The organism is Paenibacillus sp. MZ04-78.2, assembly GCF_024213375.1.
Classification (GTDB): domain Bacteria; phylum Bacillota; class Bacilli; order Paenibacillales; family NBRC-103111; genus Paenibacillus_G.
On record NZ_JANAVJ010000002.1, the window covers coordinates 135684 to 151550 of the forward strand.

16 protein-coding genes and 1 pseudogene are annotated in these 15867 nt (G+C 57.3%); 6 read left to right on the top strand and 11 right to left on the bottom strand.

What is annotated here, in order from left to right:
* Positions 1 to 58: 58 nt before the first annotated feature.
* From NLX71_RS02285 to NLX71_RS02300, 4 genes are all read right to left on the bottom strand, one after another.
* Complete coding sequence (locus tag NLX71_RS02285) at positions 59 to 1030, bottom strand: ROK family protein (protein WP_254361879.1); 972 nt, start codon at positions 1028 to 1030, stop codon at positions 59 to 61.
* Positions 1031 to 1074: 44 nt separating this feature from the next.
* Positions 1075 to 1884 (bottom strand): DeoR/GlpR family DNA-binding transcription regulator, encoded by an 810-nt coding sequence (locus NLX71_RS02290; protein WP_254361880.1) that lies wholly within the window; start codon positions 1882 to 1884, stop codon positions 1075 to 1077.
* 117 nt (positions 1885 to 2001) lie between these two features.
* Complete coding sequence (locus NLX71_RS02295) at positions 2002 to 2964, bottom strand: D-2-hydroxyacid dehydrogenase (protein WP_254361881.1); 963 nt, start codon at positions 2962 to 2964, stop codon at positions 2002 to 2004.
* Positions 2965 to 3154: 190 nt separating this feature from the next.
* Positions 3155 to 3319 carry a hypothetical protein gene (locus tag NLX71_RS02300; protein WP_254361882.1) on the bottom strand — a complete coding sequence of 55 codons (165 nt, stop codon included), beginning with the start codon at positions 3317 to 3319 and terminating at the stop codon, positions 3155 to 3157.
* A 178-nt stretch (positions 3320 to 3497) separates the two neighbouring features.
* On the opposite strand from NLX71_RS02300, the gene NLX71_RS02305 reads away from it, so the two are divergent.
* The 5 genes and pseudogenes from NLX71_RS02305 to NLX71_RS02320 all read left to right on the top strand — a co-directional run bounded on the left by NLX71_RS02305 (position 3498) and on the right by NLX71_RS02320 (position 6661).
* On the top strand, positions 3498 to 3935 hold the full coding sequence (locus NLX71_RS02305) for a MarR family winged helix-turn-helix transcriptional regulator (RefSeq protein WP_254361883.1): 438 nt from the start codon (positions 3498 to 3500) through the stop codon (positions 3933 to 3935).
* 105 nt (positions 3936 to 4040) lie between these two features.
* Entirely contained in the window at positions 4041 to 4163 is a 123-nt protein-coding gene (locus tag NLX71_RS26490) for a hypothetical protein (RefSeq protein WP_302058041.1), read from the top strand.
* 106 nt (positions 4164 to 4269) lie between these two features.
* Positions 4270 to 4440: pseudogene (locus NLX71_RS02310) on the top strand (transposase); the annotation flags it as partial.
* Positions 4441 to 4706: 266 nt separating this feature from the next.
* A complete protein-coding gene (locus NLX71_RS02315) occupies positions 4707 to 5411 on the top strand; it encodes a FadR/GntR family transcriptional regulator (protein WP_254362023.1) in 705 nt (234 codons plus the stop codon).
* The gene (locus tag NLX71_RS02320; RefSeq protein ID WP_254361884.1) at positions 5408 to 6661 is read left to right on the top strand and encodes a CynX/NimT family MFS transporter; all 1254 of its coding nucleotides are present in this window, start codon (positions 5408 to 5410) and stop codon (positions 6659 to 6661) included. The genes NLX71_RS02315 and NLX71_RS02320 overlap by 4 nt, the downstream gene beginning before the upstream one ends.
* Before the next feature lie 131 nt (positions 6662 to 6792).
* Here NLX71_RS02320 and NLX71_RS02325 read toward each other — a convergent pair whose 3' ends face one another.
* On the bottom strand, positions 6793 to 7839 hold the full coding sequence (locus tag NLX71_RS02325; RefSeq protein WP_254362024.1) for an HD-GYP domain-containing protein: 1047 nt from the start codon (positions 7837 to 7839) through the stop codon (positions 6793 to 6795).
* 224 nt (positions 7840 to 8063) lie between these two features.
* On the opposite strand from NLX71_RS02325, the gene NLX71_RS02330 reads away from it, so the two are divergent.
* Positions 8064 to 8192 carry a DUF6254 family protein gene (locus tag NLX71_RS02330; RefSeq protein ID WP_220389012.1) on the top strand — a complete coding sequence of 43 codons (129 nt, stop codon included), beginning with the start codon at positions 8064 to 8066 and terminating at the stop codon, positions 8190 to 8192.
* 45 nt (positions 8193 to 8237) lie between these two features.
* Here the strand turns inward: NLX71_RS02330 and pflA are convergent, their stop codons facing one another.
* The 6 genes from pflA to NLX71_RS02360 all read right to left on the bottom strand — a co-directional run bounded on the left by pflA (position 8238) and on the right by NLX71_RS02360 (position 15800).
* Entirely contained in the window at positions 8238 to 8963 is a 726-nt protein-coding gene (pflA, locus tag NLX71_RS02335) for a pyruvate formate-lyase-activating protein (RefSeq protein ID WP_254361885.1), read from the bottom strand.
* Positions 8960 to 11233, bottom strand: coding sequence for a formate C-acetyltransferase (gene pflB, locus NLX71_RS02340; RefSeq protein ID WP_254361886.1), 2274 nt, complete (start codon positions 11231 to 11233; stop codon positions 8960 to 8962). Before pflB ends, pflA begins: the two co-directional genes overlap by 4 nt.
* A gap of 33 nt (positions 11234 to 11266) precedes the next feature.
* Positions 11267 to 13891 (bottom strand): bifunctional acetaldehyde-CoA/alcohol dehydrogenase, encoded by a 2625-nt coding sequence (adhE, locus tag NLX71_RS02345; protein WP_302058051.1) that lies wholly within the window; start codon positions 13889 to 13891, stop codon positions 11267 to 11269.
* A gap of 190 nt (positions 13892 to 14081) precedes the next feature.
* Positions 14082 to 14612 carry a hemerythrin domain-containing protein gene (locus NLX71_RS02350; protein WP_254361888.1) on the bottom strand — a complete coding sequence of 177 codons (531 nt, stop codon included), beginning with the start codon at positions 14610 to 14612 and terminating at the stop codon, positions 14082 to 14084.
* A gap of 227 nt (positions 14613 to 14839) precedes the next feature.
* A complete protein-coding gene (locus NLX71_RS02355) occupies positions 14840 to 15118 on the bottom strand; it encodes an alpha/beta-type small acid-soluble spore protein (RefSeq protein ID WP_254361889.1) in 279 nt (92 codons plus the stop codon).
* A 199-nt stretch (positions 15119 to 15317) separates the two neighbouring features.
* Positions 15318 to 15800 carry a hypothetical protein gene (locus tag NLX71_RS02360; RefSeq protein WP_254361890.1) on the bottom strand — a complete coding sequence of 161 codons (483 nt, stop codon included), beginning with the start codon at positions 15798 to 15800 and terminating at the stop codon, positions 15318 to 15320.
* Between the last annotated feature and the right edge of the window lie 67 nt (positions 15801 to 15867).

Genomic DNA, 15867 nt, shown 5'->3' on the forward strand with positions numbered 1-15867 from the left:
CCCCCGGACAGTGACGGTTCCATTTTTTATTGTTACCCGATTGCTTCGGCGTCAGGCTTTATATCATATCGGTTCCGTTCAGACGCTGCTTCGCATACAGCGCGCTGCCGACGATACCCGCATCTTCAATCCGTTCCGCAGGCTTGATGACGAGATCGTCCAGATAGAACGAAAGCGTGGATTGTTCGATTTCCTTGCGCATCGGCGCGAACAATCGCTCGCCCGCCAGCGACCCGCCGCCGCCGATCACGATCGCCTCCGGGCTGAACATCGGAATCACTGCAGCCAAACCCCGGCCGAGCAGCGTCCCCGTGCGCTCCATCACGGCAATCGCCGCAGGGTCTCCTTCGTCGTATGCGCGGGATACATCCGCGGCCGTCAGCTTCTGAAGGTTGTCCCCGGAGAAACGCTCGGCCAAGATCGTCGATTCGCCCCGCTGCACCGCTTCCCTCGCTTGGCGGGCAATGCCCGTTGCCGAAACGGCCGTCTCCAGGCATCCGGTCATCCCGCAATTGCAACGATAGTCAAGGCCCGGAGCCGGGATGTGTCCGAATTCGCCGGCGCGTCCGCGGTTGCCGTAATACAGCCTGCCTTCGTTCATCATCGCCGCTGCAAGCCCCGTCCCGACCGTAAGACCGAACACGTGCTTGTAGCCTTGTCCTGCCCCGGCTACCGCCTCGCCGTACACATACATCCGCACATCGTGGTTGAGGTAAACGGGCATTCCGCCGAGATGCTTGCTCAGCTCCGACGTGACCGGGACGCATTTCCAGCCAAGGTTGGCGGCGAACAGCGACACGCCGTTCACATGATCGACAAAGCCGGGAATGCCGATGCCGACCGCCTCCGGCGATACGCCGGCTTCCGCGATCAATCCGCTCACGGCTTTCCCCAGTCGCTCAATCACATCATCGCTTCCCCGCTGCGCCTCGGTCGCCACCTTCTTCATGCGCAGCGTACGTCCCGTCTCGTCGGTCAAACCGCAAACCATATTGGTACCGCCGATATCGATTCCTACGTAATGTTTCACCGGATCTCCTCTTTTCTATGCGTTTCGCTCTAGTAATCTCCCCATCAGAGGACGGGAGCTGCGGGCTCCGCCAGGTACAGCGCGATCCCCTGCTCTTCCAAATACCGCTTCAGCTTCTCGTCGGCCGGCTGGTTCGTCATGCAGCCCTGCACGGCCGTCAGCGGCGCGATGCTGAATAGCGAAGTCCGGCCGACCTTCGTATGGTCGAAGACGGCAACCGTCCGGCGCGACCGCTTCAGCATCAGCCGGGCGATATCGGCTTCCTGCTCGGAGAAGGTGGTCAAGCCCTGCTCCTCGGTAACGCCGTCCACGCCCAGAAACATCGTGCCAATGTTGACGCTGTCTACAATTTTCTCCGCAAGCGGGCCGCACAGCTCGAAGCTGTTGCTCCGCATCACTCCGCCGGTCAATACCACCTGAATGCCGTCGCTCTCGGACAGCTCCATGGCGATGTTCACCGCGTTGGTCACGACGGTAATGCCCCTGCGCAGCTTAAGTTCCCGGGCGATTAGAAACGTGGTCGTGCCTCCGCTCAGCCCGATGACGTCGCCTTCCTCCACCAGCGAAGCGGCCTTGGCCGCAATGGCTTCCTTTTCCAGCCACAGCAATTCCTTCTTCTCATTGAAGGGGACCTCCCTGCCGGCAGACGGAGACGGCGTATCCAGCTGCGCGCCGCCCAGGCTGCGGATCAGCCCGCCCTGCTTCACTAGCAGGTCCAAGTCGCGCCGGGCGGTCGCTTCCGAGCATGCGAACTTGTCAATGATCTCTTGAATCGTAAGTTTCCCTTGGCGTTTCAGCAAGTTCATAATCTGCTCGCGCCGCCGGTCGCCCTTGCTGAGCATCCTACCGCTCATGGCATCCCCTCCCGTCGTTCCCATCCGTTTGCCAAACTCGTTTGACAATCTAATGAAATAATAAATCATTTTTTTGACGATATCAATCAACTTCAGTCAAACGGAAAGAAGGGCCGGCTATTGCGGCACCGTATGAACGGGCTTTCCTTTGAGGAAAGCCCGGACGTTCGCGCACGCCGTGTCCATCAGGCGGGCCCGCGCTTCCTTCGTCGCCCAAGCGATATGCGGGGTGACGATGCAGTTCGGGGCCGCGAGCAGCGGGTTGTCCGTGTGCGGCGGCTCCGCCGACAGCACGTCCAGACCCGCGCCCGCGAGGCGGCCTTCGCGCAGCGCCGCGGCCAGGTCGCTCTCGACGACGAGCGGGCCGCGGGCGGTGTTGATCAGCATCGCCGAAGGCTTCATGAGGGCGATGCGGTCTTGGTTGATCAGCCCGTGCGTCGCGGGCGTGAGCGGGCAGTGCAGGCTGATGACGTCAGCCTGCCGCAGCAGCTCCGGCAGCGTCACCCATTCCACCCCCTCCACGGGGGTGGAATGAGTGCGTCCGCTGCCGACGGCGATGACGCGCATGCCGAACGCTTCGGCGATGCGCGCGGTTTGCTGCCCGATGCGGCCGAGCCCGATCAGGCCCATCGTTTTCCCCGCCAGCTCCACGAGCGGCGTCTTCGTGAAGCTGAAATCCGGGGAGGCGCTCCATTCCCCGGATTTCACCGCTTCGTTGTGCCGCCCGACGTGCTGGCACAGCTCCAGCAGCAGGGCGAACACGAACTGCGCCACCCCATGCGTGCCGTAAGCCGGCACGTTGGTTACGACAATGCCTCGCGCCGCCGCCGCTTCGGTATCGATAATGTTGTAGCCCGTCGCCAGCACCCCGATGTAGCGAAGATTCGGCAGCCGCGCAATTGTATCCGCAGATAGCGGCGTTTTGTTCGTCAGCACGATACCGGCGTCTTTGGCCCGATCTACAATCTCTTCGACCGGCGTCCGGTCGTACAAAGCAACCGATCCCAATCGCTCCAGCCCTTCCCAGCTCAGATCGCCGGGATTCAGCGTATAGCCGTCAAGTACGACAATCTGTTCCATGCCAAACCTCCATATCAGCCCTAAAGTCCCGTTCCGCCTGATCATCCGTCAGGAAATAGCGCGACCCAAGTATCTCCATCATACCGTTTTTCACGCAAGGCGTAAATTGAAAAGGTCCCGCTCGCCGCCTCATGCTTCTACGAAAAAAGTCCCGCCCGCAAAGTCTTCTCAAGACCTTGCAAGCGGAACTTTATGCCACGTCTGAATGTGAGCCGATGGCGCGCAGATCGCCCTGCACTTTCGCATCCTCCGTCGTTATGTACTTGCTCGCGATATTGTAGTAGTACGCGCCGCGGTCCCTCCCCCCACCCGCGCCAAAGCTAGTACGGACAGCACAATGATCTTTTTTCTTCATTCGGATGAAGCTCCTTTCCTAAGGTCCTGTATCGGTGTCTGCATGCTTAGCCAGCGTGGATACGGCAAACCAGGGCGGGGAAACTTTTTGAAACCAAAGGGAGCAACTTGCGTATTACTTAATATTTTAATATTTTGTCGAACTCTAGTTTTACCGGTAACAATTTAAGGGGGCTATTATGGTACACCGACAAGATTTATATGAGCTGGAGGAAGCGTTCCGCTTAATGTTTCGCAAAGTGAAAGCCAGTTGGACCCGCTTTGAAGCGCATGGGGTCTCCGCCTCCCAAGCGGTTATTCTGGAAAAATTGCAAAACGAAGGTCCGCTGAAAGTCTCACAAATCGCCGACGCGCTCTGGATCACGTCGGGCGCGGTGACATCGCTTTCCGATAAGCTGATTTCCGGCGGGTTCGCCGAAAGAACCCGCTCCGAAGAAGACCGGAGAGTGGTCTATATGGAGCTTACCGAGAAGGGAAGAGAAATTATCGAGAAGCTCCGCTTGCACCGCCAGCGAGTCGTCGAGGAATATTTCGGAAAGCTGCCCGACGAGGATATTAAACAATTGACCCGCATCTGCAAAACGATATTGACTGAAAAGCAAGAAGTGAAAGTGTAGGCAGCGAAGGCAACCCGGTCGGGAAGCCTTCGTTTTGCTTTCCGATCATTTTTTCGCGAAACGTTCATAAACTGGTAGCATATGGCAGGAAAGGATGCGATCCTATTGGTCCATACGATCTCGTTTCTCATGTGCCTGATGCTGCTTGGCATGATCGTTGTCGCTTTTATGGCTGCGCTGCTGGAGTTCGTTTTGCGCGATTTTAGCCGATTCATCCCTTGCCTTTAGGCATGGGATGAATCGGCTTAGGACAAGGGCTGTCTTTAGACAGCTTCATTGTCCTACATTCCTTCATGTTGTTGCAGTTGTATATTAAAATTGATACAATTGGTATATGGGACAAGAATATAGAAGAACGACTACAACGGTATCACTCATCAACTATCATTTTGTGTTTTGCCCGAGATACCGAAGAAAGGTATTTGTGAGTTAAGTAGAAGCGAGATTTAAAGAGCTTGTGCAAGAGCTATGCCAGAAAAACGATTGGCTTATTGTTGCGATGGAAGTCATGCCCTGTGTGCGTTAACTAGCTAAGAATCCCACGGCTTTAACCGTGTTGGAGGCTCAAGATATGGAATATTTATGGAATCATAAGTATACGCTGGAGGATTTGCACCTGGAAGGACGGAAAGAAGAAAAATGACAGGCGGTTATAGGAGGCTCCCGGGCGGCGATATCGCTCGGGAGCTCTTGTTTTATTACTTGCTCCAGGAACAAATACGTGCTATATTATCCAATATCCCAATCATCGGATGTTTGGAGGTTTACAAGATGGAACTGAAACAAACCACGCGCTCCACGCTGGTGGAGCAGGTCGTTTCCCAGATGGAGTCGCTTATCGAATCCGGCCAATGGCCGGTCGGATCTCGCATCCCGGTCGAGCCCGAACTGGTCAAACAGTTGGGCGTCAGCCGGAACACCGTACGCGAAGGAGTCAGGGCTCTCATTCACGCCGGACTTCTGACGGCACGCCAAGGCGACGGCACTTACGTGCGCTCTTCGAGCAGCCTTGGCCCCGCGCTCGTGCGCCGCCTTCGCCGCTCGAACGCTACGGAGACGCTGGAGGTGCGCTGCGCGCTCGAACAGGAGGCGGCAAGGCTGGCTGCCCTGCGCCGTACACCGGAAGAGATCGAGACGTTCCGCTCCCTGCTGTCGGCATGCGATGCCGCCGCGGCGGCGCATGACTTCGAAGGCTATATCGAGGCCGACCTGAAGCTGCATCTCGCGATCGTCCGGGCAACCCGCAACAGCGTATTGATCGACCTGTACGAGCATATGACCGATGCCTTGGAATCGTCCATCGACCAGACTCTGGACCTGTCGGTCATCATTGACGGAGCCTTTCGCTCGCACTGCCAAATGGTCGACGCCATCGCCGCTCAAGACCCCGTTGCGGCCGCCGAAGCTGTACGCCGCTATATCCGGGAATCGCTGAACCTTCTGCAAGAAGATGTGCACAAGGAGGGTTCCCTATGATTCCGGCTCAAGATGCCGTCAACTCCCGAGCACAGACCCGTACCGGTCTAAGCCTGCTTATTATCGGCATCATCTTGATCGCCGGCAACCTGCGCGCTCCGTTAACGGCCGTCGGGCCAATTGTCGGAGAAATTCGCGGGGAAACGGGGATATCCAATACGTGGGCGGGTATGATGACCACGCTCCCGCTGCTTGCTTTCGCGCTCCTCTCGCCGCTCTCGCCGCGGATCGCCCGTCGGATGGGTATGGAGCATACGCTGTTCGCCGGTCTGATCGTCCTGCTGGCAGGCATTTTAATGCGCTCGCTGCCTTCGATCGCGACGCTGTTTGCAGGCACGGCGCTCATCGGTATCGCCATTGCCCTCAGCAACGTGCTGGTGCCGGCCTTGATCAAGCGGGATTTCCCGAACAACGTCGGAACGATGACCGGTATTTATTCCGTATCCATGAATCTGTGCGCCGCCGTCGCTTCGGGGGTCAGCATCCCGATTTCGCAGGGGCTGGGCTTGGGATGGCGGGGAGCGCTCGGCAGTTGGGCGCTTCTGGCCATCGTCTCCCTCGCTGTTTGGCTGCCACTGCTTCGTTCGCGCCAACGACCGCAAGCGGCACAGACATATGCGGCCGCCAAAAGCGATTCGCTCTGGCGCTCTCCGCTGGCTTGGCAAATTACGCTGTTTATGGGACTGCAATCACTGTTCTTCTATGTCAATATTTCCTGGCTCCCTGCGATATTTCAGGAACGCGGCATGAGCGCGGTGTCCGCCGGCTGGATGATTTCGATCATGCAGTTCGCCAGCTTGCCGGCGAATTTCTTTATACCAATCCTCGCCGGACGGCGTTCCGATCAGCGCGGCTTGGCCGTCGCTGTCGCCTCCTTATTTATAGCCGGGTACCTCGGACTGCTGTTAACCGATGTGCCCTGGCTGGTTCCGCTCTGGGTCATTCTCGTCGGCATCGGCTCAGGGTCCAGCTTCGGGTTGTCCATTATGTTCTTCGCCCTGCGCACGAAGTCGGTTCAACAATCGGCAGAATTGTCCGGCATGGCTCAATCGTTCGGGTATTTGTTGGCTGCGGTCGGCCCGACGCTCTTCGGCTTCATTCACGACGCCACAGGCGGCTGGACCGTTCCCCTGATCCTGCTTCTCGTCGCCGGAAGCGGGCTGCTGTTTGTCGGTCTAAAGGCCGGGAAATACGGGTACGTGACGGCAGCAGCCGACAAGGAAGTCGAAGCTGCCAAGGGAAATCGCTGAGCAGGTACGTCAAAAACGCGGAAGTCCGGGGAGGGCTTCTCGCGTTTTTTCATGTTATTCGCTCGGTGTGCGAGCGCTAAAAAGCCCGATACGACCGGGAACGATCGGTATCGGGCGACAGCGCCCTATATTCATTTCAGCCAAGTTGACTGCACTTGCCCTGCGGTTTGCGGCTCCGCCGCCGGCAGCTTGCCTTGACGGATAAGCACCCTGAGCAGCGCATTGGCGACGTTCGGGTCGAACTGCGTTCCGCTGTGCCGCCGCAGCTCTTCGGCCGCCGTCTCCGTCGACAGCTTCGCCCGGTAGGACCGGTTCGTCGTCATCGCGTCGAAGGCGTCGCTGACCGCAAGTATGCGTGCGCCGAGCGGGATATCCTCGCCTTTTAAACCCATCGGATAACCCTTGCCGTCCATCCGTTCGTGGTGGTGCCGGACCATCGCGGTGACGCCGAGCTGATGAAGCCGTTTAATGCCTTTGATGATTTGGTAGCCGTCTTCCGCATGCCGCTTCATGATGTTGTATTCCTCTTCGGTGAGCCGGCTTTCCTTCTTGAGGATCGACTCCGGCGTGCCGATTTTGCCGATATCATGAATGAGTCCGGCCAAATGGACGGCCTCCGTCTCCCGCTTGGACAAGCCTAGCTCTACGGCGATTTCCCGGGCGTAATCGGCCACATTCTTCGAATGGAACGCGGTATATGGGTCGCGCGCGTCGATGCTCTTGGAGAACGAGAGAATCGTGTTCATGAACAGCTCCTCATACTCTTCGCGCTGCCGGAAGTTGCGCCGGGACACGATTACGACCCGCTGCACGAGCAAAGCGAGCAGCAGCAATCCCCCCGCTCCGGCGAGACCGGGCCATCCGGCCCCGGTAAAATACACCCACAGTGCCGTAACCCCCGCCGAAAATGCGCCGACCAAATAAACATTAATTACGAATAAAGCAAATATGAGCACGGGAACCGCATATAACCCGAGCAGCGCCGGCGACTGGACATTCGTATTGATCCAGACCGCGGCGAGCAGGCTGACGAACATGACCAGCCACAGCCCGTAGCTGATTCTCCTCCCCAGTGATACCGGACAAAAATACGTGTTGCCGCCGAACCGAATCTTTGTATGCCAGAGCTCTTCGGACTCCATGGCACCCGCCACAGATTCGGATTTGATCCATTCCATCTTCACTATCGCTTCCCTCCCGTCGTATGGATCGGCAAAACAGGGTAATTTGGCCTATATTACCCTTAGCGTACACCCCGGCATGGGCCTTGTCAACGAAAGTGTTACACGACGAAAGTCTCATAAGCATATACCATATTACCCCAACACATGAAACAACCTTTCTGCCGGCATCCTAAGGAGGCAAGGCCGGTTTTTACCATGCCCGAAGGAGCTGAATTGCGATGAGCCATTCGAAACGCCGCAAGGAAAACCAATGGAAAATCCGCAAGCAAACCCAGCAGCCGCACGGTAAAATCAAGTCCTTGGCTGCGTATTCGGACGAGTACGACGCGCAGCAGTCAGGCCGCTAAACACAGGAAAAACCCCGCGGACAGCATGTCCGTGGGGTCTTCCTTCTAAGCTTGCTCTCTTCCCTGATCAATCAAACGTTTCGCCCGCTCCTGCTCCCGGTCGCTTGGCGTAGGCACGTGCTCCAGCGGATAGGCTTTTCCGAGCTGCTCCCATTTGTAGACACCCATCCGGTGGTAAGGCAGCAACTCCACTTTCTGCACGTTGCCCAGCGAACCGATGAAACGTCCAAGCTCCAGCAGGTCCGCGGCATCATCGGTGATGCCCGGGATAAGCACATGACGGACCCAGACCGGCTGTCCGCGGTCCGACAACCAGCGGGCGAACCGGAGAATTCGTTCATTCGGCTGGCTTGTCAACGCCCGATGCTTGTCGCTGCGGATATGCTTCAGGTCGAGCAGGACCAGATCCGTTACGTCCATTAGTTCTCCAGCATGCTCCGGCTCGCAAAAGCCCGACGAGTCCAATGCGGTATGCAAATTCCATCGTTTCTTCGCTTCCCGAAACAGCGCGGCCACAAAGGGAGCCTGAAGCGTTGGTTCGCCGCCGGTTACGGTCAATCCGCCGTTCGAGCTGCGGTAATACGGAAGAAACGGCTCGATCTCGTCCAGCACAGACGCGACCTCTACCTGACGGCCTGTGGCCGTCTCCCACGTATCGGGATTATGGCAGAAGCCGCACTGCAGGGCGCAGCCCTGCATAAAGAGCACGAAGCGGATGCCCGGCCCGTCTACCGTGCCGAACGTATCAAGCGAATGGATGCGTCCTTTCATCCAATCGACCCGTGGAACGTCCGGTTGATGACGTCAAGCTGCTGCTCCCGGGTCAGCTTGATGAAGTTGACGGCATAGCCCGATACGCGAATCGTCAGCTGCGGATATTCCTCAGGATGCTCCATCGCATCGAGCAACTGCTCGCGGTTGAACACGTTCACGTTCAAATGGTGCCCACCGCTTGTCGCATAGCCGTCCAGCATCGCGACGAGATTTTGCGCTCTCACGTCGGTTTCCCGGCCGAGCGCCTTCGGCACGATGGAGAACGTGTTCGAGATGCCATCGAGGCAGTGCTCGTAAGGCAGCTTGGCTACCGATGCCAGCGAAGCGAGCGCGCCTTTGCGGTCGCGGCCGTGCATCGGGTTCGCACCAGGTGCGAACGGTTCGCCGGCTTTGCGGCCGTCCGGCGTGCTGCCGGTCTTCTTGCCGTAGACGACGTTCGAGGTGATCGTCAGCACGGACATCGTAGGCAGTGCGCCGCGGTACGTTTGGTGCTTGCGCAGCTTGTTCATAAAGGACTCGGTCAGCTCGACGGCGATCCGGTCGACCCGTTCGTCGTTGTTGCCATACTGCGGATATTCGCCCGTAATCTCGAAATCGACGGCGATCCCTTTCTCGTTGCGAATCGGCCGTACCTTGGCGTAACGGATGGCGCTCAAGCTGTCCGCCACGACGGACAAGCCCGCGATGCCGCAAGCCATCGTCCGCAAAATTTCCCGATCGTGCAGCGCCATCTCCAGCCGTTCGTAGCTGTACTTGTCGTGCATGTAATGAATGACGTTCAGCGTGTTCATATAGAGCTTCGCGAGCCAATCCAGCACTTTATCGTATTTGCTCATGACTTCGTCGTACGAAAGCTCATCCGACGTAACCGGCACCGTCTCCGGCCCGACCTGAATGCCGAGCTTCTCGTCAACGCCTCCGTTGACCGCGTACAGCAATGCCTTCGCGAGGTTCGCGCGCGCTCCGAAGAACTGCATCTGCTTGCCGATCCGCATGGCGGATACGCAGCAGGCAATCCCGTAGTCGTCGCCGAACTGCAGCCGCATCAAGTCATCGTTCTCGTATTGAATCGAGCTTGTCTCGATCGATACTTTGGCGCAATATTGTTTAAAGCCGTCCGGCAGATCGGCCGACCACAGCACGGTCAAGTTCGGCTCGGGCGCCGGGCCGAGGTTATAGAGCGTGTGCAGGAAGCGGAAGGAGTTCTTCGTTACCCGCGTCACGCCGTTCATTCCCATGCCGCCGACCGATTCCGTCACCCAGGTCGGGTCGCCGCTGAACAGTTCGTTGTAGTCCGGTGTGCGCAAAAACTTCACGATTCGCAGCTTCATGACGAACTGATCGATCAGCTCCTGTGCTTCTTCTTCCGTCAGCGTGCCGTTTTGCAAATCCCGTTCGATGTAGATGTCAAGGAAGCTGGAGACGCGACCCAAGCTCATCGCGGCGCCGTTCTGTTCCTTAATCGCGCCGAGGTAAGCAAAATACAGCCACTGTACCGCTTCCCGCGCATTCAATGCCGGGGACGAAATGTCGAAGCCGTACGATTGCGCCATTCGTTTCAGTTCGTCCAAGCTGCGGATTTGCTCGGACAGCTCTTCCCGGGCGCGGATGATGTCTTCGGTAATCGCATCGGTTTCGAACTGAAGCAGATCGTTCTTCTTGTCCGCGATCAACCGGTCCGTGCCGTAGAGCGCAACACGGCGGTAGTCGCCGATGATGCGGCCGCGGCCGTAAGCGTCCGGCAGTCCCGTGATGATCCCGGCCTTTCGAGCGGTCTTCATCTCGGTCGTGTAAGCGTCGAATACGCCCTGATTGTGCGTTTTCCGGATGTCGGTGAATACCTGCACCAGCTCTTGCGGTAGCTCGAAGCCGTAAGCTTTGCAAGCGTCAACCACCATGCGGATGCCGCCGAACGGCTGGACGGAACGCTTGAGTGGGGCGTCGGTCTGGAGACCGACGATCCGCTCTTTCTCTTTATCAATATACCCCGGCGCATGGGAAGTAATGGTCGAGACGGTGTGGAGGTCAATGTCCAGCACCCCTCCGTTTTCCCGTTCCTTGCGCACCAATACGCTCAGTTGCTGCCAAAGATCCGTCGTCGCTTCCGTCGGTCCGGCCAGAAACTCTGAGTTTCCCGTATAGGGTGAAATATTTCTGTCGATAAAATCCTTCACGTCGATCCGATGCTGCCACTTGCCCGACACGAACTGACGCCATGCCTCCGATGGTTCAGGATTCCGTTTCACTTCCGGTTCTTTCATGCTCATAGTTGGGTCTCCTCTCCAAGAAGTCGTCTCTTTTTATTCGAATTTCCCGTAGAACGCATTGCGGTAAACGTCCGCCAGCTCCGTCACGAGCGGCATCCGCGGATTGGCTGTCGTGCATTGGTCCTCGAACGCGCGGTCCGCCAGCACATCGACCTTCGCTTCGAAGTCTGCCGGATCGAAGCCGAGATCCTGGAATCTCTCCGGAATGCCAAGCGATTGATTCAGCTTGCGCACCGCGGCGATCAGGCTGTTCACGCCTTCTTCCGTCGTCTTCGCCGGCAGGCCCAGCACCCGGGCAATCTCAGCGTACCGTTTGTCCGCGATGAAATGATTGTATTTCGGGAACGATGCGAACTTGGTCGGTTTCTGCGCATTGTACCGGATGACGTGCGGCATCAGAATCGCATTCGTGCGGCCGTGCGCCGTATGGTATTCGCCGCCCCATTTGTGCGCCAAGCTGTGGTTGATGCCCAAGAAGGCATTGGCGAAGGCCATACCGGCAATCGTCGAAGCGTTGTGCATTTTTTCCCGTGCCAGCGGGTCGCCGGTGTGGAACGAATTTTCCAAATGCTCGAACACGAGCTGAATGGCTTTCATCGCCAGTCCGTCCGTATAATCGTTCGCCATCACCGAGACGTACGCTTCAATCGCATGCGTCAGCACGTCCATGCCCGTATCCGCAACTGCCGTTTTCGGCAGGCTGTAGACGAATTCCGGATCGATAATCGCCACGTCCGGCGTCAGCTCGTAATCGGCGAGCGGGTACTTCGTATTGCCTTTATGATTATCGGTAATGACTGCAAAGGATGTTACTTCCGACCCGGTGCCCGAAGTCGTCGGAATCGCAACGAACTTCGCCTTCTGACCGAGGCGCGGATATTTGTACACCCGCTTGCGGATGTCGAGAAACTTTTGCTTGAGCGAATCGAAGCTCGTGTCCGGATATTCGTAGAACAGCCACATCGCTTTGGCCGCGTCCATCGGCGATCCGCCGCCCAGCGCGATAATGCAGTCCGGCTTGAATGCAGCCATGCGGTCCGTACCGCGATCTACCGTATCGACGGAAGGGTCCGGCTCGACCTCGGAGAACACCTCGATCGCTACGGGCTGCTTCCGCTTGCGCAGATAGTACTCCAAGCGCTCCACATAGCCGAGCTTCACCATCATCGCGTCGGTAACGATCATCACTCGTGAAATGTCAGGCATTTTCTCCAGATATTGCGTCGAGCCTTTCTCGAAATATACTTTCGGCGGCACCTTAAACCACTGCATATTGACCGTCCTTTCGGCGACACGCTTCAGGTTGAGCAGGTTGACGGCCGAAACATTGGCGGTCGTCGAGTTATGTCCGTAGGAGCCGCAGCCGAGCGTCAGCGAAGGCAGGTTCGTGTTGTACAAGTCTCCGATCGCCCCGTGAGTCGACGGCGCATTGACGATAACGCGTCCGGTTTGCAGTCTCGCCGCAAAAGCCTGAATGACGTCCTCGTTCTTGGAATGGATGACCGAGGAATGCCCCATGCCGCCGAAGGCGACGACTTCTGCCGCGCGCTCGACGCCTTGCGCCGCGTTCTTCACTTTGTAGCAAGCGAGCACCGGGCTCAGCTTCTCCGCAGACAGCGGGTAAGCCTCGCCTACGCCCTTCAGCTCGGCTACGAGCACCTTCGTATCGCTTGGAACCGTGATCCCCGCCATGGCTGCGATCTTAACGGCCGGTTGGCCGACGATAACCGCATTGACCGCGCACTTGTCGGAGTTGATGACCAGCTTCGATACCGCTTCGGTTTCCTCGGCGTTCAGGAAGTAGCAGCCGAGTTCCTTCATCAGCTTTTTGGCCTGCTCGTAAATCGGCTCTTCCAGAATGACCGTTTGCTCGGAGGCGCAAATCATCCCGTTGTCGAACGTCTTGGACAGAATCAGGTCCGTTACCGCCTGCGGCAGATCGGCCGTCTTCTCGATAAAGCAAGGAACGTTGCCCGGCCCTACGCCAAGCGCCGGCTTGCCTGTGCTGTATGCCGCTTTTACCATGGAGGAGCCGCCTGTCGCGAGCACCAGCGCTACATTCGGATGATTCATCAGAAGCTGGGTCGCCTCAACGGACGGATTCTCGATCCACTGAATCGCGTGCTCCGGCGCTCCGTGCTTCACGGCCGCTTCCAGCAGCGTAGAGGCAGCCGCGACACTGGAACGCTGCGCCGACGGATGGAACGCGAAGATGATCGGGTTCCGCGTTTTGGCGGCGATCAGCGACTTGAACATCGTCGTGGACGTCGGGTTCGTGACCGGCGTGACCCCGGCGATGATTCCGACCGGCTCAGCTACCGTCTTGTAACTCTCGTAAGGATTGCTATCAATCACGCCAACCGTCTTGTTATGCTTGATGCTGTGGTAGATATATTCGGTAGCGAAAATGTTTTTGGTAATTTTGTCCTCATATACCCCGCGTCCGGTTTCTTCCACCGCCATCTTCGCGAGTACCATATGCCGATCGAGCCCGGCAAGTGCCATGTGCTGCACAATGTTGTCCACTTGAGATTGATCCAGCTTCAGATACGCTTCCTGCGCCTTTCTTGCCCGGGCTACGAGCTTGTTCACTTCCTCGAGCGCGGCTGCTTTTGCGTCCGTTTTCACTTCTTTAGCGGCCATCGATGTTTCCTCCAGTCGTGTCGTTTGGTAATATTATAGGCAATTTCGGGCTTATTCGTCCAGAATTTGGTTGCGGAACAACGCGGCAATCGATGCAAATCCATGAAGTGCCTTTCGGGCCTTCGCCCTTCGTCTTGCCGCATTGCTCACAGGTGATAAGATTCATCGGCATCCCCCTTCCTCTGTCCTGAATCTATGCTATATGTTAAGAAAATAAACTATCGATATCGTCAAGAATCTGTTCAGCCATCGGATAGACGATGTCTTCCTCCAGATTCAGATGCTCATTCAGAATGAGGCAAGCCTGGATCAGATGCGAGCTCGTTTCGCGGATGGCTTCCCGGGTCGGCAAAGACAGCCGGTCCATCGATTCGATAAAAGAATCGATGAACGTTTCCGCAAGCTCATGATCTTTTTCCATCACCCAGAAGGACGGCATCATGGACGGACCGGAATATTTATTGAAATAATTGCAAAGTAGAGGGAACAGTTCCCGCTCCTCCCAGGTCGCATGCCGGTCCAATTCGGTGCGGAAATCCGCAATTTCCTCCCGCAGCTGCTGGAGAAGCGCCATCGCTTCCGGAACAGTTTTCATCTTTCCGACGGATTGAGCCTTGGCTTGCACCGCGGACAGCCGGATTTTTAAGGCGTCGTGCTCTTCCTTGAGACGGTCCACCGCGTCCATAAACCGGGTCGGACGCGCGCTTTGAACGCTGGCTTCCGTTATCGTACTCATTGATACAATCCTCCTCGTATTGGGATTGCCTTCATTGTAACCGCAATGGAAGATATACACTGTGAAAAAAATCACTAGTCACAAAAGAGACATAATCCGACAACAAAAATCGACATTCTCCCGGAGCGATTTCGTTTTTGAAATCCGGTAAACACGGCAAAAAAGAGCTCGGTCTGTAGACCGGCCCTTACGGATAGAACTTGGTTTCATGCGGTTGTTCTAGCGGGTCAGCGTTTAGCCAACTGTTCTTGGGCAAGCCGAACCATCTCGCGCACCATGCTTCCGCCGATCGGCCCGCCGATCTTGCCTGCCTGCTCGGTCGAGAGCTGGCCGTTATTTCCCGGGCTCAGCGGAATACCGAGTGTCTTGGCCACCTCATATTTCACCAAATCCGGGCGGCTCGGATCGACGGTATAGCCTTCCCGGCGCATCACCTCCGACTTCAGCCGGTCCAGCGCCTGATTCGCTCCGGGCACGACCGGCGTGCGGCTGCGTCTTCTTGCCATCGTTATTCCTCCTTTGTTTCCCAGTTGTGGGAACGATCATAATGTTCGCCTTTGCCGCTGCAAACCCGATGCGAGCCTGTCCGCGCCAAGCAACTGCTGAATCCTGAGAATGCCCCGTTCATGCCGTTCGATGGTCGATCAACTTACCGCAGGCTGTCAGCACGGCTGCAGCTTGGCGCAGCTCGCTTTTGCGTTCGAGCTATGAGGATTTACGGAACCTTATCCACAAGCGGTACAACAAGAACAAGACCACGCCCCAAAAAAGGATGCCGAGAATCGAGAACCCTCCATGCACTGGCGCACCCCCTCCTCCAAACAAGCCGAACGGGTTCAGGATGCTGCTGAGAAGCGCGCCGGCCGCAAAGCCTCCAAAGAAGCCGCCCAATCCGCCCCGGGCGGGAGGCGGAGCCGTTCCGGGTGCCGGAGTCGCGGGGGTTGTGCGGACATTGCCCGCGGGCGTCCTTGTGCCCGGCGCGGGCGTATATCCCCTTCGGCCACTGGAGTAACCCCCTCCCCCTCGTCCCGAGCGGTAAGCCTCCGTCTGGTAACTGCCCTGGGGTCCGCCAAGCATATCGATATCTTCCTGGCTATAAGGAATCGGCAGGTTCCCCTCCTGCGCGCTCACCGGAGCGGACAATGCGCATAGAAGTAAGATCCATAACGAAAGCAACAACTTTTTCATGCCACACCTCCTTCGCTTCAGGCAGCGCTAGGTAAAGTATCCGTCCGAAGGATGGCGGCTATGCATG